Below are 23331 nucleotides of genomic sequence, written 5' to 3'. Positions count from 1 at the left end.
ATAACCAGTGTGGTTATATATCAAGAGCAGTGTCATCATGAAAACTATCCTCGGAACTGGAATGAATATCCGTGGCGGGAGGCAGCAGGAAATATACATGAATGATGCTGACCGGTCGGGGCATTTCTGGTGCTTCGGCACTACCAGAGTCGGCAAGACACGCCTGCTGGAAAACATGCTGGAACAGGACATCCGCAAAGGCAACAGCGTGGTTGTGATAGACCCGAAGGGGGATATCCCTCTTTTCAGCAAGATATATCAGGCGGCGAAAGAGGCAGGTCGAGAGGATGACCTGATGCTCATCACACCAATCTTTCCCGAGTACTCCATAAAGCTCAATCCGCTGGAATACTACTACATGCCGGAGGAGCTTGTTGGACACCTAATATCCGGCATTGAGGTTGGTTCTGAGCCGTTTTTTTATAATGTGGCATATGAAACCAGCCTTATGATCGTTCAGGCTTTTATGCTGCTCACAGAGAAAGCATACGGCAAACGATTCAATTTTAACGATGTCAAAGACGTTGTCTCCCACACTGACCTGACAACACTTCAAAGGAACGTTGCAAGCCTCAGTAGTGATAACAATGATGTCATCCAGCTTGCAAATGACCTGCAAAAAATCGTGGACTCAGGTCAGGATTACTACAATAAAGTTTCAAGCTCATTACGTGTTGCACTGATGGAGCTGACGTCAGGCAACATTGGCGAAATTCTCGGCAAAGCCCGTGGAAATCCCGTCATCGAAAAGCTGGAAAACGGTAAATCCGTGATACTGGTTGCACAGGTCGGCTCCCTGATGACACGTAAGGCGGCGTTCACCGTGGGGAAAGTTCTTTTATCCATGTTTCAGTCTTATGTAGGGCGGATATTCAGCAGCGGAATGAAAGTTGACCCTCCGCTGGAGATATTCATAGACGAGGCACAGAACGTGCTTTACTACGGGATTGATGACTTCTTTGCAAAAGCAGGCGGCGCAAATGTTCATTTGCACGGACTCAGTCAGTCAGTAAATCAGATATACGCAATGATAGGCAGGGACTACGGGAACAGCACACTGGACAACATCAACAACAAGCTGTTCATGAAAGTGCCGGACGAAGAGACTGCAAGCTATGTTTGCAGGCACTTCGGAACACATAAGCAGATGCTCTCCATGATGAGCTCCGCTGGGATTATAAATGTCCGTGAGAACGAAGACGACATACTCAAGCCTGAAGATGTTCTGGGGCTGAAGAAACGTGAATTTTTCATGATGAACTATGACGGCGGATTCTTCGGAAGCACATTGGACACCAGCGAGGCATATATAAATATCGAATATCCGAGGGCTACAGTATGAAGCTCAGGAGCCATGTAATAGCGGGAATGGGGTATGTTCTCGCCACCGGAGCTTTTGAGCCTGCGGCGGTGGCAGCTATTGGTGCGGGATCGATCTTTCCAGATATTGTTGACTCAATTTTTGGTTTCGGCAGTGAAAAGTTTTATAGGAAGATTCACCGAAAAATAAGCCACTGGTGGGTTCTGTATACTCTCCCGCTTGCCGCAATACTCTTCTCTGATATCGGTGGATATGCGTTTTATTACTTTTTGATAGGCGGGTTGCTGCATATATTTTGTGATTCATTCACCCGTTCGGGCGTGCCATTCATAAATCCTTTCAAAGCTGGACACGGTTTCAGACTTTTTAATATTGGTTCGCCAGCGGAGTATCTTACGCTTTTTTTGATAGTCCTTACGCTTATCGCTTTAGGTTTACTCTTTCCATATCCGGTGTGGTTTTTTATTGCCGTGGTGCTGCCAGTATCGCTCTTTTCGGGAGCAGACAGGACGGTACATCAGGAAAAAAAAGAACCGATAAATATACATCTCTCTGAGCTTGCGCCACTCTGGACAGGTCAAAAAACAGTGACAGCAGAAATTATAAAGCAATCAGAAGATACCACTGTGTTTGCAAAGCCTGAGCTTATGGACTTTTATAACAAGCATGTAGCCAATCTGCCGGAGTCTGCAAAGAACGTAATAAGGCTGATAATGACGATGCTTGATGAGAAAGGTGATACGCCGTCAGTGGTGAAGCGCAGCGGCGAGATAAACTTTTATGAGGAGCCAAATACTTTTACCGCACTGGCAAAAGTTCCGTTGTACCTGCACAGCCTGCATGTGGCTGAAGAGATTCTGAAACTCTTTGATAAGCCTGGGGCGTACGCCGCACAACTTATCATGACGGCACTTGGGCATGATCTTGGCAAGATAGAGAGCCTTGATAAGTTCGCATACAGCATGGGAGACCATCCCAAAATAAGCGTTGTGGTGCTGAACAGCTTTGAAGGGTTTGACGACCTGAAATACAAGGCAGATATTGAAAATGCGATACTGTCCCATCACCGCACGGGCGGCGGTGATCTGGCGGAAAAGCTTCGTGAAGCAAACAGGAACGCCCGTCAAAAAGAGCTTGCTGATAACCTTGTTCGAGTTGATGAAGACGCTTCTGAAACACACAATTCCAATGAAGTAAAAGAAAAACCATCAGACCTTGAATGGCTCAATATCACAGAGTTTCTTACAGAACTGGACAAACGTATCAATGTTCTGAATGGCAGCCGTTTCGAGGCTTTCAGCATGAAGGACGGCTGTGTTTACTTTCAGACAGAAGTGTTCTGGAAGGTCATAAAGATGCTCGCTCGCAGGCGTGAACATGACGAGATACTACTTGCCGATTCTGACCAACAGCAGAGGAGAAACTATATCAACACAATCACAGAAATGCTCAGAGAAAAGCGTCTGATAGCTGACGGTATAATTAGACAGGAGCATTTCACCGCACCTTTCACAGTTACCTATAAAGACGGCAAGAGCACAAACAAAGCTTACTATACACCGATGATGTCTGGAGCTTTTGGAGATATTTCAGAGCTGGAGAGCCGTAAAAGCGGCATCTTGATGGAGATAGAAACAGTTGCTCCAAAATATGGAGATAATCAATGAAAAATCTGATCTGCTTAATATTCATTATCATCTCAGGAGTCGCTAATGCCGCATACTACTGCGGCACAAATGACCTTCAGTTTGAGTCTCTTACTGCATGTTCTTCTAACTGCGATGACACATGCACAGAACTTTCATATTCCGCAGGCACAGGAACATGCCCCGCAGATTACTCAAGCTTTGTTTATGACAGGCAGACCGGATTAACATATGGCGTTTCAGTAAATCAAAATATCTGGAGTGCAAATCAGCAGTTTATCGCAGATAACCAGCATAAAGCTGAAATTGCAAATGTGCTTGCCGGTTTATCAGGAAAGTCTGTCTGGCTTGGTCTTTATGACAGGAATATGAGCACATCCTACGGCACAGTTAATAAATCCAATTATGTATGGATAGACGGCTCAATGCTCACTTATGATAATTTTGCTGACGGGCAACCGGATAACAGAATTGATGGTTCAGATATAGGTACAGTCACAATATATGGCGAGCACTGGGCATACGTCGACACAGATGGCAAATGGTATGATGATGGACAGCACACATCATACGGAGAGGATTACCAGCCCAGACACAACAGCATAGGTCAATTCAGCGGAATGCTTGGATGTGTTGCCGGTTTGCCAGTGAATGAACAGACGAACCCGAATGAAATCATAAACACTTACTGCTCAGAAAACACAAATAACTGCATGCTTTGCATAGCTGGAAATAATGTTTCACAATGCCTTGCCGCTGGCAGCGGAGGCTATATCTGCCCCAACGACATGGTGTTGTGTGACTCGGTATACAATGATCCTTTATGTCCTGACGGAGGTATCTTAAACGATCTGACTGATATGTGCCAGAAAGAACCCATTGTTACCTGCGAAAACGGTTTCACATATGACTTTGCATCCGACAGATGCTATGATCCGCCGGATTGCCCCAACGGCGGAGTGTTAAATCCTCAGACAGACAGGTGTGAGGTCGTCATTACCGATGGCTCCTGTCCGGTAGGATACACTTATGACTCTCTCAACAACAGCTGTGTAAAAACTCCTGAATGTACAGCGGGAACATATGTTCAGGCAAACGATAGATGTGAGTTCTCAGTGACCTATACGTGCCCCACTGGCTATGTTTATAACAGTTCTACTGGTAAATGCGAAGACGCACCGGACTGTCCGACTGGTTTTACATACAGCACAACTTCAAATAAATGCTTAAAAACTGCGACTAAAAGCTGCCCGACAGGATATACGCTATCAAACGGACAATGCATTGCATCACCAACATGCCCTTCAGGAACAACCTTTAACACTTCCACAAATAGATGCGAGGCAAGTAGTTCTTATATATGCTCTATAAATTCCAGCAGTTATTCATCACTAAGCTCATGTGAAAATGCCTGCTCCGGAGGTGAAACAGAGCCTACATTAGAAACCACAAGTACTAATCAAATTCAATTCGCTGGTTCAGAATATGTGAGATTAAATTTCAGTAGTATATATATAAGTAACTTTTTTTCAAACTGGCTACCGTTAAGCGGCGTGCATTCTGAAATACTGGATCAAACTTACCAGAGTTTTTTCGGAGGCTCCGGAAGAATCAAAGCTGCTTTGTACACTGACAACTATAAAATTAAAATTGATTATGAAATACGTACATATGATCAATACGGTGCAGAAATAGGTGGTTATTATCAGAATTCAGGATGGATTGACCTTTTAAAGCCACGCATTGTCGGCATGTTTGCCTGTAATAATGACACAATGTACAAAACGTACAGTTCCTCAAACTCTTGGGGTTACTATAAGTGCGATAAATACGATGGCAACTATTACTATAATGGCACACAGTTTTTTGGTTACTGCGGAGAAGGAACAGCTTTAAACCCATACGCTATTTCTTGTGGAGCAGTCAGACACGCATCACAAAAAGATGGCTGGATAGCAAGATCAGATGTTTACCCAAATCCGAATGCTGCACTCTCTTGCCCTGATGGATATATTCTGTCTGGAACAACATGCATCCAAAATGGCTCTTGCTCCACAGGTTCCTGCCCTTCCGGCACAATATCCTCTGGAAGCCTTTGCATTGCTAACCCCACATGTCCTAATGGTGGAACTTTCAACAGCACCACTGATAAATGCGTCATTCCTCTGGACAACAGCTGCCCTGCTGGCTCAACATATGATGCGGCACTGGGAAAGTGTGTCGCTGACCCATCTTGCAGCAGCTCAGGCATACTCAATACTGCTACTGACAAATGCACCCTGACCGTCAGCAAATCATGCCCATCCGGCTACACTCAGGATGGAAATATCTGCTACTCTGCTCCGGTGTGCTCTTCGGGCATATACAACTCCACCCTGAATGAGTGTACGCTCTCAGCAAGCACTCTTTGCCCTTCCGGCTATACTTTTAATCCGGCTGAAGACAGGTGTGAGCAAAATATTGCCTGCCCTTCCGGCACAGTCTACTCTACACAGCTTAACTCATGTGTTTATGAACCAGAACATGACTGCGGTAATAGTTACTCATATTCTCCAATTAACCGAAAATGCGAAGCCGTGCCTATATGTACGGACAGTATTTATAACCCTGAAATGAACAAATGTCATTCCGGCAGCTGCCCATACAGCGGCAATGAATGCATCAACTTATCAACCATAACAGGTTCGCCGGACTATAAATGCTCCCCTCATCAGTGCCTAGACCCTAGTGACCCATCATATCTGGACACCAGCGAAGACACACAGGAAGGCGCAAACGACAAACTGAATGACGGAGACAAAGACGACAGTGGCCAATGCTTAGACCAGATATATATCTTTAACGGAGGCGACAGGCGTTGCCGTAAACCTGGAACTCAGACAGGGTTTTCAGACTGCTGTAAAAAGGATGAAACATGGTTCGGTCTAGGCGAATGCTCTCCGGGGGAACAAGCGTTATCCACCCTTCGGGATTGGGGAGAGCTGGACGGTCAATGTCACTATGTGGGTGAATACTGCGCTGAAAAATGGGGGATATGCCCTGCCTGTGTCTGCGTTCAGAAGAAAAAGACCTATTGCTGTTTCGGTAGCCCACTGGGAAGGATTGTTGCAGAACAGGGGCGCAGTCAGCTCGGGTTTAATTTCGGCACAGCAAAGAGTCCAAACTGTAGAGGCTTCAATCCGGAAGAGTTCCAAAAACTGGATTTCAGCAAGATAGATTTCAGCGAGTGGCTGGATACATATGTGAAGCCTGAGATGATGCCAAATGTGGAAGGGACTATAATCAACACCTTTGAGAATATCCAGATTCCGGAGATCAAATAATGAAAAGGCTACTGCTTTTATTAATGATTGTGGTCGTGACCATTACAGCCTGCATGCACATAGGGAGAAATACAACAGAGTCTGTCGGTTTCACTTGGTACTTATATTCGAGGACTCATGATGTGAGTAAAGATGATTATGTAATCTTCCGTGCTGTTAAAGACCCACTTGGCATCCTGCCGGAAAACGCAAAACTGGTTAAAAAGGCCGCCTGTCTATCAGGAATGGAACTCGTTGCCACTAATATGGCGTTTATATGCGACGGCGAATACATCGCCATCAGAAAAGACCCTGAAAGGATGAAATTCACATTCACCGGGAAAATACCTAAAGGAAAACTATTTGTACTCGGCTCTCATGAGCGCTCTTATGACAGCCGCATATGGGGATTGTTAGATGAAAGTAATATTATTGGCACTGTTTACCCTCTGTTCTAGCTTCGTCAGCGCAGAGACACTTAAAGAAACGATAGACGACATTAAGAAGTCTGCTAAACCTGATATCTCTCTGCCTGATAATCAGGAGATGCGGGAAAAGGCAAAAGCCTTTATTGATACCGGATATGATGCCCTCATGAACAAAGTATCCGAGTACAAAAAACAGATAGCAGAGAGCAACGGGTATGAGATCGACAAGGACGAAACCTGTCACTCTGAGCTTCCAGACAAGAGCCTCTATATTTTCATCAGCTCATCTATGCCGGAAAAAACATTACAGAATTATTCAGCAACAGCAAGAGACCTTGAGGGCTCGCTTCTGGTTATAAACGGCGTTATCGGCAGTATCGAACAGATAATGCCTACTGTTGATTTTGTGGCACGCATCTCCTGCGGAAAGGGTCTTGCTGATTTAACAGAAGACACAACATGCGATATGGCAAAGGTAGACATCAACCCATACCTCTTCCGAGCTTTCAATATAAAGTCTGTTCCGGCCTTTGTGCACTCATCACTCCCCTACTCCGAAGTCATGCAAAAGGTGACGCTTGGCGAGCCGATATCCGAAGACAGTTATACTAAAATCTATGGTGATGTATCTGTCCAATATGCTCTGGAGAAATTCAGTGACAGCGGAATCACCGTTGCAAAAACTATGCTCCAAAAACTGAAACAGGGCTTTTATGATAAGTAGGCTTATTCTGTTAATACTTATGATTCCGCTGTTGTCTTTTGCTGAGCAAGGCAAGACAGACGGGAATAATCTTGGCAAGGAGATGGTTGAACTGCACGGAAGCGCAGACAGCGCAAAGCAGACACTCTTTAACCCGATGATGACCAGTGAAAAGATGTCCACACTTTCAGACTCATGGAAGTGCTCTTCAACAAACACAGTCTATACATCCACTGATGAATGCGTTAATAACTGCTCTCAGGCATGTGTGGCAAATAGTTTCGACATAGAACTCCAGTGTAATTCTCAATCAGAAGTATTATCAATTAGCCCTGTCAATTTTGTATCCGGCGGCGAAGTCCAGCTCCGTGTCAGCTACGACGCTAACCTCGACGGTACATCAGATTCTAACTTTACCACCCTCCCAGTATCAGGATTTTGTACAAACGGATATGTGAGCTGTTCACCTTCCGGTTCCTGGGCAAACTGTAAATATTTTGAGTTTGGGATAAAGCATAAATGCGGCAGCACAACCTATAACACTTATAGAGAATGCAACGAGGCTTGTAGCGGAGCCTGCCAGCCAGCAGAAGACCGTGTAAGAGCAGTTGAGCGGAGTTACCTGCAGATGCGCCATGTCGGCGGATGTTTCTGCTCAAACGCTTCCTGCGGCTCATCATTCAACTCAGCATTTAATGAAGCACTGGGATATTTCGGAGGAGGAATTTCCGGACACCTTATGAACGAGCTGGACATAGCGGTAAGCGATACAAAATTTGACATGGGCACAATGTCTGTAAAATATATGGCGGTGGATCCTTCCTCCTGTACAGATAGTAATGAAAACATAAACAACCTCAAAGCATCTTATCAGACAGGCGACATCAACTATGACAGCGAACTTCTAAACCAGATGTCAGACTCGGACAGCATGTATAACACTGTCATGTCACAAAACAACACCCCGACAGAAACAAATGAATGCTCCATCACTAATACTCCGGTTATAACGTCCACACCAGCTGAAATCCTCAGAATTGTCGTTGGCAGAGAGGGAAACAACTATTGGAGCGGCTATTGCGCTGAATATTCTGAGACGACAGAGTTTTATATTGAAAATCTGGAAGATGTCTCTGAGCTGAAACTCACTAGAGTGATATTCGACGACTGGATAAAAATAACTATAAACGGCCACACAGTTTATGTTGGTCCTAAAGGCGGCGACAGGCTTGATGTTATTGATAACCGAGTCTATTACACAGAGACAAGCTCTGGTTCGTGTGAGCTTGGCAGAAGCTGGAACTATAGCGTTGATGTAGATGTGAAGCCGTATATCGTAAACGGACTTAACACGGCAAGAGTTGACGTTATTGTTGCTGGCGGCGGCGAAGGCTACGCTTATCTTACAGGTGTAATCGCCGGCAAAGATGAAATCGGCGTCCAAAGGACAGACGGTTGCGCTTTATATTCCGATGATGATTCATGCCAACTATACGAAGAAACTGTAAATGACGACTATGACACCTACCTGAACTATAACGCCACAGGCATATTGCCAGCCACCGTGTGTGATGAGTATTCAGGCTCTGCCGGAAGATATATTATTTGCGACTACGGCGACAGGTTCGATATCACTTCTTCCCTGCTTTATGTCCCCTCTGTCACCGGAACACAGGTAATCCCCGACAACACAGTAACAACCATCTCAGCCAGAAACGACGGACTTGAGCGTTATAAAATCAACCGCACATACATATGCAGTACTGACAGCGAATATGACTTCACCGACGCTAAAGCTCAGGCGGATATGATCGGCTCCACACTCGATAGGGAGACTGGCGACTTCACATACCTTAACGACGGCGAAACAGCGGCAGGTAATATAGCCATCGAAACTGACAGTTTTGACAACTGCACATACAGCTGCGTTGTCCAGACAGGCAATACTGATACTGAGGTTTTTCCGGATCAGCAGACAAGGCCTGATGTGAATACGCCAGTAATAGAAGAGCGTCCGTGCGGTGTGGACAAAAACACCATGGAGCGAAGCTGTCCTTACGATGCTTCAAATGAAACTATGATAGAAAACTGCTCCTGCACAGACCATTTCAGCGAGGTTGTGACTACCTTCGGTGCGCTGTACGAAGCGGCAAAAGATATGATCTGCAGTCAGGATTAGGAGAATGTATGGAACAGTATAATTCGTTTGTCGAAATGATTTACAACGGCATTATCAAGGGGCACTGGGCGCAGATTATCGGGGTAGTTTTCATCTTTTTTGCGCTCTGGTTCTCCTTCAAAAGGCGGAACGTAATCGCCGGAACAGTATGCATCATCATTGCGGCATGCATGGCATACGGCACAGGTATCAGAATAATTATTATGAGGCTCATTTATGGCTGAAACAGATGTTATACCAATAGAAACGGCGCAGGAGAGGCATAAGCCTGCGGGGCTGCTTGAGGTTATCGGAGAGATTCAGAGATATTCCGTCGCAGAGTCCGGCGGCTCTGTCATTCCGGAGGATTACTACACTATAGACATGCGGATGGAATATTTCTGGCTCGGTATGAAGACCGTCATACACGGCGGTTTTTTGATGATGCTTCTGATGCCTCTTTTTGTGGGGGTTATACAGGCAAAGATTCCGGTTTTCGGGCATAGGGTTCCGACGCTCTTCGACAGGGGATATGTGTTTGTTATGACCATCTCGTTCAGTCTGGTTTATGCACTGTTTTTCACATATGCCGCAAGGTTTAACGCAGGCAGAGTCACAAAACTGATGCTGAATAATCTATTTTGGGGAGCGACTACAGGGAGCTTTATAAAGGCTGTCTCCAGTGCCGCCTTTTACCACTTTGTCTATTATGTGGTTATAACAGATGCGAACCTCTACAGCGTACTGAATAAAATGACCAGAGTCAGCTCAGTTTTCCGGAAGGAAATCTACTACTGGGTGCGAGATATCCGCCCTGTGCTACTGAGCAGTTCATGGATGATGCTGCTCACGGCTCTGATTTTTATATTGCTCTGCTGGGGCAGTTACATCGCCTCTGAAAACAGAAAAAATGACAGGAGAAGACCATATGGCCGCAGGTAAGAAAAGTATCGTGGAAAAGAAGATAGAGCTCGCCAAAAGACCAGACACAAAGGTTGTCTTCACTAGAACACCAGAGAGCCACATGCTCGTCCTAATCCTCTCACAGGCCGACATCGGCATCAGTACCTTGAAACGTAACCTGCTTCAGGACGGCTTTTCCGTCGAGGAAGTTCAAGCTCTTTTGAACGAATTCTACGCGAACTGCCGTGCCCTCGAATCCACAGTTGAGAAGATCAGCTCCAAGTGCGGATATAAGTATAAGAAGGCAAAGGAATTAGTGTCAAAGCAATAAATAAATTTAATAATAGTTAGTAAAACCTGTCTCTTCTTTAAGATTACTTTCTTTATTTTGAAATACCCTATTAGTAACTTTAAACACGATATCCCCTTTATTATCAGATAGATCAAGCTTGATATAATTATTTAATAATAGCCTAGAAATTAAATCCAAAACTCCATTATTAGCAAATGTGCTCGTTGATGCCAAATTAATCTCTTGTCCAAGTTGCTTTTTAAAATTTTCAAAAGTAAATCTAGGATAGGACTTTAATATCTTCATAATACGCTGTACTTCAATTTCTTCCATTTCATTATAATTTCCAGTGGCTTTGTCCACAGATTGAATTTTAATAGAATCTATCATAGAATCTAATTCTGTGTTATTAATCCAAAATACAGCGCAATCATTTACATTCTGGTAAACAGAAGATATAATTTTTTCTCTTAATGCTGAATATTTTTTATCTTTATTATCAAAAAAATGACAAATTGAATTTTTCTTGGCCTGCGTTTTTAATTCTTCAAGTTTTCTTTGTTGCTCTATACTTTCTTTTTTATCGTGCTTAATTTTATCGTTAATGAAACTTAAAATGGGTTTGTTCTTTTTCCTAGCATACTCATATTCAAAATGAGTGTATGATTTTTTATCAAGTCGGTCAATTTCATTGCCGTATCTATTGTTCAATAATAAAACCACTAAACTGCTTCTATCGATAGCTTTTTCTATATATTTTTCTTGTTCACAACCAGTCGCTGGAAAATGCTCCATACCTCTCGGATAAAATCCACCATTAAGTAACCCTTCAATTACTCTAGACCTTGCATCAACAAGATCGCTGAAGGTTGAACTTAAAAATATTTGGTGCAACTTCCACATAATTAATACCCTTCCAGCTCTGATTGATCGTTTTGCCATTTTGATTCATATTCATAATTATTTGCTATAGAAGTATATATTTCAGACACTTTCGGATACGAAATTAGTAATACTTGAGAAATACTACGACAAGATGCTGCTAAATCTCTTGCACCTTTCCCAGGATCTTTCACATCAATACTGTGTACACCTCTATTATTGCTAAACTGGACAGCAAACCCAGTTTTTACATGCTCACTTATACCTTCATTAAGAATTTCGAGTATAGCTTTATCAGGAACCTCATAAGACTTAACTTTTGGGTTTTTTGCCAATATTTGACCTATATATTGATCACAAATATCAATTCTATCATTTTCTTCAGACTTATGCCGAACCTCGCTTATCCACTTTTTTAGACTAGCTAAATCTATTTCTCCATCTTCACTTTGTCCCGGCACTATATTCCACAAATCTAGTGCGTGATAAGCATTTTCGGCTTGTAATTTGGAAATATTTTGGTCATTTTTTTCAGAATTCTTGGGTTTAAATGCAAAAGACAATAACTCAACAAAAAATGAGGGGTCAGAAGCTATCTGTTTATTAATATATTTTGGGTACTTACCATCATATCCATCCCATAATTTCAGAAATGCCCATTCTAGCTTTAGAATTTCTGTATCATTTACTTCTTCGGAATCCCAAAGCCTCTCGAAAGCTAGCTCAATATAATATGTGTCCATATTACCAATTTGTCTTTTAGGTGAATGTTTTGCTAAAGCCCAAAGAACATTTTGCAAAATTGCAGGAGGTATTTGCTCTTTCTTTCTAGCTCCAACTGAAAACTCTAAAGCTGATATTGGATTATCATATCTCAGATAATTTTCAATAATATGAGTTGAGTCAAGATCCTCGTGCAGGTGATAAGAGTAAGCATTTTCCCAAAAAAATTCTCTCTCTGACTCATCAAAGTTTTCTAAATAGTCGAATAAAGTATTAATTGCTCCAACACACCATACAAGAACTTTAGCCTTGAATTTATCAGTGAAACATCGTTGTTCAATTATGTAATCTAAATATTGTCTATCCTCTTTTACTCTTCTTGTTATATATGATTCATATAAAATATTTTGAGCACTATCTAAATGTTCTGAATTTGATAATAAATAACGGTCAACTTCATCATAAAAATATGAATTAGCACCAATAACTCGACCGACAGATCTGGAATCCTCAGAAAGTTTTGCTATTTGTATTAATCCATCAACACCCTTTTGTTCAAAAATATCTTTCAAAATCTTAAATCTATCAACATCAAGTACTTCAATATATTCTTTATAATCTTCTGCTTCTGGATATTTTTTTCTAATAACCTGATAGTCATATGAAAACCACGAAATGTTTGTTTGAATTATATCATCAGGTTTATATGTGTTTGCTAGCTCTCTAAAAACATTTGCACGTTGTATTATGTTGCTACGTTCTTGCTTTTCGCAGCTTGATATTAATCCTTCTAATTGCTCCCAAATTGTTTTCTTCTCTGACATTTCTAAATTATATTGTTCAACATTCTCCAATTCAGACACTAGGGGCTGTTCACATTTAAATTAATGCCGATATATATTCCAATGAAATAATTGGAGTATTTTATGTATAGAGCTCAATTATCAGATGAACAATGGGAACGCATCAAAGATATGCTCCCCGGAAAAAAGAGCGACAGCGGAGTAACAGCTAAAGATAACCGTCTTTTTGTAGAAGCAGTCTTATGGATAGCCAGAACAGGTAGTCCTTGGCGTGACATGCACCCCTGCTTTGGCAAATGGCATAGTGTATACGTACGTTATGACAGATGGGCTAAAAAGGATGTTTGGCAGAAAGTATTTGCAGAGCTGTCTGGAGATGCAGACCTTGAGTACCTTATGGTAGACGGCAGTATTGTAAGGGTTCATCAACATGGTGCATCAAAAAAAACTGCCAAAACCAAGAATGCCAAGGGCGTTCCAGAGGCGGTCTGAGTACTAAGATTCATGCATCTGTGGATTCACATGGCAACCCTGTAAGGTTTATCCTTACGGGAGGACAGGAGTCGGAATACGCTCAGGCAGATAATCTCATCGCAGGATTTTCACCTGCTTATGTGATTGCTGACAGAGGGTACGATTCCAATGCTTTTGTGTCTTCAATAATACAGGCTGGTGCTGTTGCAGTTATCCCGCCTAAATGTAATAGATTAGAACAACGGAAATATGACAAGCATTTGTATAAAGAGCGCAATCTGGTTGAAAGGCTCTTTCAGCGAATGAAAGAATTCCGGCGAATTGCCACAAGATATGAAAAACTTGCAAGAAACTATGAGGCAATGGTAACATTGGTGGCTGTAATCATATGGTTAAAATAAATGTGAACAGCCCCTAGTAAATCAAAATTATCATCATTTATTTTGTCTCCACGCTTGAGCATAATAATTATACTTCTGCTCGAATTAATTAACTCAATAGCTTTTTTATATAGATTGTTTGCAAAACAATTTATATCACCATAAGTCACTTTCTCTATTTCTCTAAATTCTCTCCACATTGGTTTAGAAATCCCACTAGCGGTACCACCACCTCTATAGGGCAATGCACTATCGATGATATTCCAACCGAGTTCATTGTTTAATGAGTGTATCTGTTCAATAAGCTCTATACGTGTATCAGAGCTAAAATTTCCTTGAGGGTGCCAGTATTTAAATATTTCTTTTAGACTATTAATTGGACGATTTACATAATTGCTTTTTGGCTCAGGGTCGAGTAAAGCTAGTTTTGCTATTAAGATAACTGCCTTCTCGCCATAATCTTCAGACCAAACAATATTCTCAAGTCCCCATAAGATACCAGTAAGAGAATGTCCTCCAAACAAAGCATTTGATGATGACCGATAGAGTTCAGAAACCTTTTCTTTTTGAGTAACGAGATATGAAATACCACATAAATATGAAGCTGGTGCTGCTTCAGCAAAGATCGATAACTCATCTCTGAGAGACGCCCAAAGGTTCCACGTTGTACTTTCGTTTAAAATCTCACCTAATAATGAATCGACATAAGATTGGTTATCAGATTGGTTATCAGATTCAAGTGCTAATAAAGCAAAAGTATTCTTTAAAGATCTTCTCATATAAACAGAAAACTCATATTGCTCATTAGTCGGAACTAAATAACGCTCTTCTAACTCTTTAAGAAATCTTGTATTTTCATCACTGTATACAGTTAAAAAACATTTCCGATATCTTTCTTTTACAGCATCATCTATCTCGTTTGAAAGGAAATACCAAGCGTCTCTAAAAGATATGAGTTCCCAAACCCCTCTTATCTTACGTACAAAAGGATCTTCGCCTAGTGATAGATTTTGAAGGAATTTATCTATTTCGTCGTAGTCTGCATCAAATAGCATGGATGCCATTTGCTTATCAGACTCATTGTTTGAGTCAAATGTTCCAATTAATAACATAGGAACTAATAACTTTACATCTGCTGAAGACCAATATGGTTTTATAAGTTTGCCATCGGTATTAATTCGACGAAATACAGTAAGTGACCTCTTTGTATCCGCAGCAATCTGCCACGCTTTTTGGTGTATGAGCCCCATCGTTTCCAATGCTTTTGTAAAAGCACTTTTACTTAATCTTTCTAAAGTTATAGAACTTCCTTTAAAACTTTTTGATTGACCAACAGGAACTATTAATGAATGACCTTTATCTAGAGCATAGCGACCGCCTTCAAATTCTGGGAAAACAGGAATTATAATACAATTATCGCTGTTGTTAACAATACTGTCATAGTCAGCTTTTGATCTTATAATAATTGCTTTAGATAAGAAATTGTCTCTTAACGTTTGCTCAAGAGAATTCGCTGCACAATATATAAAAGCAATACTCTCATCCAGAGAGTCTGATTCTATCGAAAACATAAATCGACTTTGGGCAATTAAGTCCTTAAAAGACTCAAGAGTTTCTTGTCTATCATTTAAAAGAAGCTCTGTAGAAGTTACCGGCTTGGTGACAGAACTCCACTCATCCCACCAAATCTCTAATGACTCCACTTTATCAGCAGAGTGAAGACCAATTTGAGCTGAGAACCATTTAGAAACTGATGGGCAAATATTCAACCATGCCTCTAAATCACTAGCGTTATAAGCTCTAACTGTCTTCCATACATTGTCTTGTGATTTATCTTTGGCCCACGTCCTATTCTTCGTGAACGCTCTTGGTGAAGCAAAGACATAATGAGTATCTGCTGGAGTTTCAGTGAGCGGGTCTTTGACTCTTTTTACGTAATCACTCTCAGCCTTTTTAATTGCCTGTTGGTCTACACCAAATTCCCATACCGAATCTCCAGAGGGGACGTAAGCGTGTTGTCCATTTGTTTTAACAATACCATCCCAACCACCAGTAGAAACTGAGCTGCCAGCAGGAATATCAATAGATTCAACATCCACTGAGGCATGTATCAGTTTCCTAATAAGTAGCGGCAACAGATCTTGTGCATCTCTTTTATTTGCCCAGTTTTTAATATCTGAAGAATCTATCCATTTCATAAAAAATCCTCACAAACAAATACTTGACAGTTGATTAATAAACTTACACTTCAGAATAAGAAATCCATATTTGCTATATGTAAACAGTTATATAGTCTAACCTAAGGCAAACAATATTTAAACTTATTATTTTTTACTATTAATATTATACCTTTAATTGCAAACTGCTTTATTGCATAAAAACTTACCTAATATATCCTTTAAACATATTTACATCCTTTTGGATGATCCGCTTTTTGTGGACAAGTCGGAACACCACCGATCATTTGTTTCTCTTGTATCGAATTAACCTACCCTGTGCAGGGCATTTTCTAACCCTGCAGCGGGACAGAAATATGCCTGTGTACAGTCAAATCATTACACTACGGAGGTATATTATGTTTAATCAGGTTAATCTCACAGGTATCGTTAAATCATGTCAAAGCGTGTCTTATCAAGGCAAAGCGGCTTCAGCACTGTGTGTCGAAATATTCGGGGACTCCAGCGCAGCCTATCTGATCTCTTTTACTGAAATCAGTGCGCAGTCCGGAGACTTCATATCCATCACAGGCAGGCTGACCACAAGAAGGTTTGATGTTAAAGACAACAGCCTTGTTGAATCAGACTCCAGAGGATATCTCAGAATAATCGTGCACGATCATCAGGTACAGCCAGTTTCCGCAAATGCTGAAAACTCTCAGCAGACCGAATCCGCCCAGACATCTTCATCATCGTCTAAACCGGACAGGAATATTTCCACTATGGAGAATCTTGTCATCATAAAAAAAGACGGCAACGGAATAATGTTTGCAGGATTTCAGGAGCCTTTTGTCATCACACAGAGGACAAAAAATACTGTACTTCTCGACGTGCAGCAGACTGTAAACGCTGTTGTTTACACCAGCGAAAACGGCAAAAGATATCTCAACGAGATACTGCCAGCGAGCGAAATGCAAAAGACCGCTTAAGACATCAAATTGTTTATCGTTTAACCCAGACGGGGACACTACACCCGTCATGGGCTATCAGTGTGCCCCGTCACAAAAACCATGTGGAGGCACACAATGTTTAAGAACAAAATGGAACTCAGGGAAATGATCAGGGACGGGATAGAAAACATCGTCAACAGCGGCATGCTGCAGGACTATCTCTCCTTTCTGGCCAAGCTCCGAAACTATTCTTTCGTCAATACACTGCTCATATACCAGCATAACCCATATGCAACGCACGTTGCCGGAATGCGGAAATGGAATGAGCTCGGAAGGTTTGTCCGGAAAGGCGAAAAGGCGATTATGATATTTGCGCCACGCTTCAGGAAAAACAAATCCAAAGAAATTGACGAGGAAACCGGCCTGGAGGTTGACGTTCAGCAGGAACGCCTGTCAGGCTTTGTATCTGTCCCTGTATTCGACATTAGCCAGACTGATGGGGATAAGGTGCCGTCGCTCGTAAGTGACTTCGGAGGGCACACAGAGCTCTTTGAAAGGTTTATGAGTGTATTCGGTAGAACTTACAGCATATCCCAGCAGAAGCTCACTGCACCGCTGGGAGGCTATACCGACGGCTGCGCCATTGTTCTCAATGAGATCAAAAGCGAGGAGCAGAAACTGAAAACCCTCATCCATGAGGTTGCTCACTGCGTCCTTAACCACGTCGGCAACGAAGAGAAGCTGAAAAGCGTTAAAGAGATCGAGGCGGAGATGACGGCCTTTATCGTGGCGGAACACTTCGGCATTGATTCCGGCGAATATTCCTTTGGCTACCTCTTCGGATGGGGCAAAGGCGACATCGACCAGATCATGGAGTCTGTGGACGTGGCGTATAAGGTTTCCAAAGAGATCATTGAATCGGTTGAGCTGGAAGCCAGCAAAGACCTGATAGCGTCATAAGGAGGCTGTCATGGATAATGCTAAAACTTTCGAGCTATCAGTCGAAACCGAGCATGATTTATGGATGGAAGCTCCTGTCAAAGCTATCGTCAGCCTAACACCTGAACATCTGGAACTTATACGCAAAGGTCGTGAAATTATCGAAAAATCCGGTTCCGAATTTATCGGCCTCACGCTTGTATGGTTCGGAGCCAATATCACTTATTTCGATAACGAAGGCGAAGAATGCAGTTCTGAAGGTGATCATGTCTGTGTTGATAAGCATGGGGTGTCATTCTACTCATACTTATCTGGCTGCAACGTCAGCTTTGAGACTATGGACATCACGCACAAAGAGCTCTTTATGGATGACGAGTCCGCTGACAATCTCGTAAGGGGGCTGTCATGAGCTCAGACAAACAGCCGATCATTAAAACCCTCATCCTTACTGTTCTGACCGATCCGGAATTATTCAAAGGCGTAACTGTCAAAGCGTTTGTAAATCTGACTGAAAATAACATCAGGCAGATTAAGCAGGCGTTAAGGACAATCACAGAATCCGGTCAGCTTTTTGGCGAGCTTAATCTTTCATGGTTCATTCCTGACATTACTTACCTTGATAATTCAGGCCGCAGGTATCGATCTGAATATGAGCAGATATTTGTAGACAAATACTGCGTAACTTTCAGCTCTTATCTGGATGACATTAAAAGCTGTTACGAGACTGAGCAAATCTCTCACGCAACACTTTGCGGGAGGAGCAGATATGTTTGGTAAAGATGACATTGTCTTCTCATATACCCGCTCTGACGCTATCGCTGATGGCGTTCTTGTGGACGTAACAGACTATACGCCAGAAGGTGAGCATGTGACGCTTGTCAGACAGGCAGGGTTCAAGATTCCGGTTGCGCTGACGAGGGCTGTTTACGACAGCTGTGTCGCACTGCCGGAAGAGTATGAAGGGTTGGATGATATTACTGGCCGCTTGTGGGATATTTTATTCTGCATGCGGATGGCAGCCGAAAGGAACAAGCAGGCCGCCGGTGTCCGCTTCAAAGTGAGCGTTCGGGATATCGCCGGAAAACATGACAGCGGCACCCAGCGTGTGCATGAGCTGGTTTCTGTAATCGGCCCTGGCGACGACGCTAACCCCGTCATCACCATAATGTACCCAAATGAGGACTAGGTTCGATATTGCTTAATTGTTTACACGTTCTTCAAAGCCCTGCCATTTTGGTGGGGCTTTATACTAATAAAATGAAATATGCTCCCACATATAAATTGAATACTGATTTTATCATAGTATTTACGATAATACATTCAGAATCGTATTTAAGTATAAGAAGTTACTTAAGTCAGCCAAAAAGACTACAGCCTTGAGACTTATATTCCTCAATCTTAGCATAAAGTTCTTCTGTGGTAATTTCAAAATTTTCAGCCAAACAGTCATAACAATAAAACCTCACCACATTTCTTCCCAAAAGCTTTTTATTCACTCCTATTTCATCTTTTTCATTTATTGTTTTTGAGCACACATAACATGTTTTGTCTTCCACGTTCTTAATCTCCTCTAACACTAAATGTAGGAATGTCTTTACCTCTGTATTCAATATCTAATAGTCCGAGCTGATATTTAATAGTATCACGCATTTTACGTGCTCTATCAAGGCAGTACCTTTTAAACTCACTTGCTGATATATCAGATGCATCACGGACATGAGGAAAAAGTAACTTCAAATATGCAGTTGCAATACGCTTTACAGCTTCAGTATCACGGGTGTCAGCAGCTTCAGACACATGAATAAGTTCATCAACTATAGCACGGTAGCTTAAATCTTCACGTAATTCGTGTAATATTGAACAAAAATATTCTGAGTTTAAGGCCCAACCTGATATTTTGAGATCATCATTCATTCTAGGAATATTCCATCCTTTTATGAACCCATGGAATCTTTCAATGAGTGCTGATTCGTGAAAGATTGCCGGTAATTCTTCAAACATGCTACTAAAACCATCGCTATCCATAGTTTCTTTTTTGATATTTCCACAAAGGATGACTCCGGAATCTGCTTTGCCTTCATAGTTACCAACGGTGAAAACACCTGATTCAAGATAGCCTTTTAAAGCTGCTCTCATTTCGTCAACATCAGTAAACGAAATAGTCTGAACTTCATCTAGAACAACAAAATCGTTCCCAGAAACTAAACCTTCTGTTCGTTTATTTTGATCGTAAAACATCTTTGCACGGCTCATTACTCCACCAGAAGATAACCATCCAAAACGGCTCACACGACCAAAGAGATATGATTTACCTGTCCCTTTTGGTGCAAGTTCTATAAGATTCAAACGTTTCTCAACAAAAGGAAGAAGACGGGTCAGCATTGTCAGTTTCTGCTCTTCATCTCCAAGGTACCCACTCGCATTATAATCCACAGCACCGAGAAGGACATCTAACCATTCGGATGTTTCAAACTCTCGGCGTGCATCTTTATAGTATTCGAGATCTATAGTATAGGGGCAAAAAGACTTAAAACTTGTCAGCTTGATTTTACCTGTTAGTTTTAATTCTGGTTCAGCCATTCGGTATCCTAGTTCAACCATTCCCCACGTTTCTCGACCGCGAACTAATTCATTTTTACAGTCATTCCAAACATTATCTTCTATAATAGTATCTTTACTTGTCAAACCAAAATCAGGAAGAGAGAATGAAACTTCGCCAGTTTTAATGGCAATGTCCGATGATATTTTTGCAAGAAATTTGACTCTTTCATTTTCTTTAATTATACGGTCCTTAATTGCTGTCCAACCATCTTTACCTGGAAGGTATGTGCGAACAAACCGAATCAGTTCTTCTGTTTCAAACTGCCCATTATCATCCTCAAATTTTTTAAGTAACCAGTCTCGCATAAAAGAAGGCAGATTAAGAGATGAAAAAAAATTATTCTTTTTAAGGTCTTTGAATACGACCATTTCGTCGAAACAATTTCTAAGTTTATCAGTCATTAATCTTTCCTTTAAAATAAGTCATTAAATTCGTCAATAATTTTGCCACTTTTACCATGTGCTTTAAAGCTTATAGTAGCAATCAAATTATCTTTACTGTAAACATCAACAAGATATTCACCAGCACGTTTCATATCTGTGAGCTCAACCTTATAGTGATTATTATCAATCTGTTCCGCAAAGTATCTTTTGTTGTTAAATATCACAGATACCTCGTCCTGTGAATAGTTTATGAATAAGATTATTTCTGTACCAGTTCTATAGTCTACAGTTATAAGTTTGCTGTCATCTAATTCTACTACCACACCGCTATCATCTTTTAGTGTTAATTCAATAATAGGGACAATCACTTCTTCTAGTGCAGCACCGCCATGCACTTCAACATTTGCAGCTCTGCTACCTTTGAATCTTCCGTAATCCGCAAGCACAAGATAGCCGTTTTCTTCGGCAGCAAAAGGTAGATCGTAAGGTTCAAATAACTTGCAACAACGCCCTGAATGTTCCCCTTTTGTATTAGTTTCGTACTTTTCTTCTTTCTTCATTAATACAGCTAGGCGAGAAGCACCATGATCACTAACTACTAAAAAACGTTTGAATTTTCTAAGCTTTAGTGCTGTCGCTGCTTTTTTGATAACCGTCTCAATTATTTCTAATTCTTTTGCAAGATGTATTGGTAAAACGTTGTTATCGTAATTATAACCACCTTCATCGCTATGTTTGATATCATCTAGTTTGTTGTCTTTTTCTTTGCTATTTCCTTGCCAGTCGTCGAAAAAATTTCTATTTATCGAAGTTATTGTCGGAAGTTCAGCACGTGCAATTTTTATAGATATGTAAAGTCCATATTCTCTCGCCATTTCTGAAAAAAATGAAAGATACTCCACGCCAAGTGCATCAAGCCAATATAGATGTGAGTCAGATTTCTCTAACTTATCAATTATTTCGTTGCGCGTAGGTAAACGATTATAAATTCGATTTTCAGCAAGCACCTCAATTTGATCAATAAACTCTTTATTTAGCTTGTTAGAGACTTTTTGCTCTTTGTAATTACTGAAATAATTCGTAAGCAAATCAGATAAATCTCCACAATTAAATACAAACTTTTTCAAATAGGTATTAAGCACGGGATATATTTCAGCGATTTCTTCAATAATACCATTTTGTGATACCCAAGCTATTATCTCTTCACGCTCAACTATGGTATTATCCGTCAATTTGTAAATACTTTCTGAAAGATTCTTGCGGTTTCTTATAATGAATTCAGCAATATCGGGCTCTGGGAAGTCTCTAATAAGGTCTTTTCTCTCTAAATAGAGAGTATTATGTTTTTTATCAGTATGTGATATATTAATAATATAATTAAGTAAATTCAGTTTTAGATTTTTGTAGTCATGAGTATTCTCTAACACAAGTCTCAAATAACTGTTCGACAATCTATCTATATTGATTTTTAGAGCAATAAAAAACAACCAATTTCGATATTCTCTACCAAATATTTTATCATGTATGTTCAATTCAAGATCAACAGTTAAACCGTATTTTTCAAGAACAGCCTCAAGGGAATTGTCGTTCGCTGTCAATACCTTTAAAAGCTCAGACCAATATTCATTAGTCCCACAAGTCTCTGCTAAACTGAAGTTTTCCAGAATAAACAGAATTTCGTCATAAGCATTTGATCTCTCACGCTTAGTAAAAAGCGACTGACTTAAATCAATGTTTGTATTGACTATAATATTTTCACGTTTCCCATTTTCTAATTCATTAAGCAAAGCCTTGAATCCTTTCAAGACTCCATAAGAAGTAGAAAGCTTACTCACTGTTATAGATAAATTACAATCAGTGCTACCCGCACAAAAAAATCTACTGCTATCAAAGCGGATATCTGAACACAAGTTATTTACATACGAGGATACACCACGTAGTAGCAATACAACTTTTGTTTTAGATGTATTCATTGCTTGTAAATGTGTCAAAACTCTATTTACTTCACTTTTTCCGCAAAGAGCTAAATACTCCCCAAGCCCAAGAATAGCAATTGTATTAACACCTAACATTTTATTGGTAGTTTTAAGCTGTTCGTATAGAGCATCTAAATCCGGTAACTTATCATCTTCTTTGCAATAGTCACTTAATTTAATAAAATGTAATCCAAGATTTGATAGTTTGTTTTTAATGTCACAATAGTTTTCATCACCAACTGTGATAAAAAAAGGATAATATGTTGTAGACTTTAAGAATCTACCGACAGCTCTACTTAACATATAAAAA

The 23331-nt window shown here is 40.9% G+C and carries 22 protein-coding genes; 15 read left to right on the top strand and 7 right to left on the bottom strand.

The genetic code is table 11. The features are described 5' to 3' along the window. Window positions 1-37: 37 nt before the first annotated feature. The 9 genes from DACET_RS02985 to DACET_RS02945 are packed head-to-tail and all read left to right on the top strand — an operon-like array spanning window position 38 to window position 10792. Window positions 38-1342 (top strand): type IV secretory system conjugative DNA transfer family protein, encoded by a 1305-nt coding sequence (locus DACET_RS02985; protein ID WP_013009933.1) that lies wholly within the window; start codon window positions 38-40, stop codon window positions 1340-1342. Further along, window positions 1339-2988: a metal-dependent hydrolase gene (locus DACET_RS02980; protein ID WP_013009932.1), complete on the top strand. Its 1650-nt coding sequence runs from the start codon at window positions 1339-1341 to the stop codon at window positions 2986-2988. Before DACET_RS02985 ends, DACET_RS02980 begins: the two co-directional genes overlap by 4 nt. After that, entirely contained in the window at window positions 2985-6290 is a 3306-nt protein-coding gene (gene traN / locus DACET_RS15355; protein WP_013009931.1) for a conjugal transfer protein TraN, read from the top strand. Before DACET_RS02980 ends, traN begins: the two co-directional genes overlap by 4 nt. Beyond that, window positions 6290-6727 (top strand): S26 family signal peptidase, encoded by a 438-nt coding sequence (locus DACET_RS15350; RefSeq protein WP_013009930.1) that lies wholly within the window; start codon window positions 6290-6292, stop codon window positions 6725-6727. The genes traN and DACET_RS15350 overlap by 1 nt, the downstream gene beginning before the upstream one ends. Continuing rightward, window positions 6687-7421, top strand: a complete 735-nt coding sequence (gene trbC / locus DACET_RS02965; protein WP_013009929.1) for a type-F conjugative transfer system pilin assembly protein TrbC — start codon at window positions 6687-6689, stop codon at window positions 7419-7421. Before DACET_RS15350 ends, trbC begins: the two co-directional genes overlap by 41 nt. Next, window positions 7411-9579 carry a hypothetical protein gene (locus DACET_RS02960; RefSeq protein WP_013009928.1) on the top strand — a complete coding sequence of 723 codons (2169 nt, stop codon included), beginning with the start codon at window positions 7411-7413 and terminating at the stop codon, window positions 9577-9579. The genes trbC and DACET_RS02960 overlap by 11 nt, the downstream gene beginning before the upstream one ends. Window positions 9580-9587: 8 nt before the next feature. Continuing rightward, entirely contained in the window at window positions 9588-9803 is a 216-nt protein-coding gene (locus tag DACET_RS02955) for a hypothetical protein (RefSeq protein ID WP_013009927.1), read from the top strand. After that, a complete protein-coding gene (locus tag DACET_RS02950; RefSeq protein ID WP_013009926.1) occupies window positions 9796-10500 on the top strand; it encodes a hypothetical protein in 705 nt (234 codons plus the stop codon). Before DACET_RS02955 ends, DACET_RS02950 begins: the two co-directional genes overlap by 8 nt. Next, a complete protein-coding gene (locus tag DACET_RS02945; RefSeq protein WP_013009925.1) occupies window positions 10487-10792 on the top strand; it encodes a hypothetical protein in 306 nt (101 codons plus the stop codon). The genes DACET_RS02950 and DACET_RS02945 overlap by 14 nt, the downstream gene beginning before the upstream one ends. Window positions 10793-10798: 6 nt before the next feature. Here the strand turns inward: DACET_RS02945 and DACET_RS15345 are convergent, their stop codons facing one another. Next, a complete protein-coding gene (locus tag DACET_RS15345; protein ID WP_083772334.1) occupies window positions 10799-11695 on the bottom strand; it encodes a DUF4062 domain-containing protein in 897 nt (298 codons plus the stop codon). Further along, on the bottom strand, window positions 11659-13182 hold the full coding sequence (locus tag DACET_RS02935; RefSeq protein WP_041229826.1) for a hypothetical protein: 1524 nt from the start codon (window positions 13180-13182) through the stop codon (window positions 11659-11661). Before DACET_RS02935 ends, DACET_RS15345 begins: the two co-directional genes overlap by 37 nt. A gap of 102 nt (window positions 13183-13284) precedes the next feature. Here DACET_RS02935 and DACET_RS15900 point away from each other — a divergent pair. After that, a protein-coding gene (locus tag DACET_RS15900) for an IS5 family transposase (RefSeq protein WP_211204088.1) occupies window positions 13285-14036 on the top strand; the annotation gives its coding sequence in 2 pieces (ribosomal slippage) (window positions 13285-13600 and window positions 13600-14036; 753 coding nt in all). On the opposite strand, the gene DACET_RS02925 is transcribed toward DACET_RS15900, so the two are convergent. After that, a complete protein-coding gene (locus tag DACET_RS02925; RefSeq protein ID WP_041229821.1) occupies window positions 13988-16213 on the bottom strand; it encodes a hypothetical protein in 2226 nt (741 codons plus the stop codon). The two genes, DACET_RS15900 and DACET_RS02925, sit on opposite strands and share 49 nt — an antisense overlap. A gap of 377 nt (window positions 16214-16590) precedes the next feature. Between DACET_RS02925 and DACET_RS02920 the strand changes: the two genes are divergently transcribed. Then, entirely contained in the window at window positions 16591-17160 is a 570-nt protein-coding gene (locus tag DACET_RS02920; protein WP_013009922.1) for a hypothetical protein, read from the top strand. Window positions 17161-17217: 57 nt separating this feature from the next. Here DACET_RS02920 and DACET_RS16205 read toward each other — a convergent pair whose 3' ends face one another. Further along, the gene (locus DACET_RS16205; RefSeq protein ID WP_169304175.1) at window positions 17218-17403 is read right to left on the bottom strand and encodes a hypothetical protein; all 186 of its coding nucleotides are present in this window, start codon (window positions 17401-17403) and stop codon (window positions 17218-17220) included. On the opposite strand from DACET_RS16205, the gene DACET_RS02915 reads away from it, so the two are divergent. From DACET_RS02915 to DACET_RS02900, 4 genes are read left to right on the top strand one after another with little or no spacing between them, the layout of a single operon-like run. Then, entirely contained in the window at window positions 17326-18081 is a 756-nt protein-coding gene (locus tag DACET_RS02915) for an ArdC family protein (protein WP_244392584.1), read from the top strand. The genes DACET_RS16205 and DACET_RS02915 overlap by 78 nt on opposite strands. Window positions 18082-18091: 10 nt before the next feature. Beyond that, the gene (locus tag DACET_RS02910) at window positions 18092-18469 is read left to right on the top strand and encodes a hypothetical protein (RefSeq protein WP_013009920.1); all 378 of its coding nucleotides are present in this window, start codon (window positions 18092-18094) and stop codon (window positions 18467-18469) included. Then, window positions 18466-18837 (top strand): hypothetical protein, encoded by a 372-nt coding sequence (locus DACET_RS02905; RefSeq protein WP_013009919.1) that lies wholly within the window; start codon window positions 18466-18468, stop codon window positions 18835-18837. Before DACET_RS02910 ends, DACET_RS02905 begins: the two co-directional genes overlap by 4 nt. Beyond that, window positions 18761-19246, top strand: coding sequence for a DUF6573 family protein (locus DACET_RS02900; protein ID WP_211204098.1), 486 nt, complete (start codon window positions 18761-18763; stop codon window positions 19244-19246). Before DACET_RS02905 ends, DACET_RS02900 begins: the two co-directional genes overlap by 77 nt. Before the next feature lie 169 nt (window positions 19247-19415). Here the strand turns inward: DACET_RS02900 and DACET_RS02895 are convergent, their stop codons facing one another. Genes DACET_RS02895 through pglZ form a run of 3 tightly spaced genes read right to left on the bottom strand, consistent with a single transcriptional unit; the run spans window position 19416 to window position 23324 of the window. Further along, window positions 19416-19616, bottom strand: coding sequence for a hypothetical protein (locus tag DACET_RS02895; protein ID WP_013009917.1), 201 nt, complete (start codon window positions 19614-19616; stop codon window positions 19416-19418). A 4-nt stretch (window positions 19617-19620) separates the two neighbouring features. Further along, window positions 19621-21063, bottom strand: a complete 1443-nt coding sequence (gene brxL / locus DACET_RS02890; protein ID WP_013009916.1) for a BREX system Lon protease-like protein BrxL — start codon at window positions 21061-21063, stop codon at window positions 19621-19623. Window positions 21064-21074: 11 nt separating this feature from the next. Beyond that, on the bottom strand, window positions 21075-23324 hold the full coding sequence (gene pglZ, locus DACET_RS02885) for a BREX-4 system phosphatase PglZ (RefSeq protein WP_013009915.1): 2250 nt from the start codon (window positions 23322-23324) through the stop codon (window positions 21075-21077). Window positions 23325-23331 lie beyond the last annotated feature (7 nt).

Origin of the sequence: Denitrovibrio acetiphilus DSM 12809 (genome assembly GCF_000025725.1) — a bacterium.
In the GTDB taxonomy this organism is placed as follows: domain Bacteria; phylum Chrysiogenota; class Deferribacteres; order Deferribacterales; family Geovibrionaceae; genus Denitrovibrio; species Denitrovibrio acetiphilus.
The sequence above is the reverse complement of the archived record's forward strand: the minus strand, read 5'-3'. Positions and strand labels throughout refer to the sequence as shown.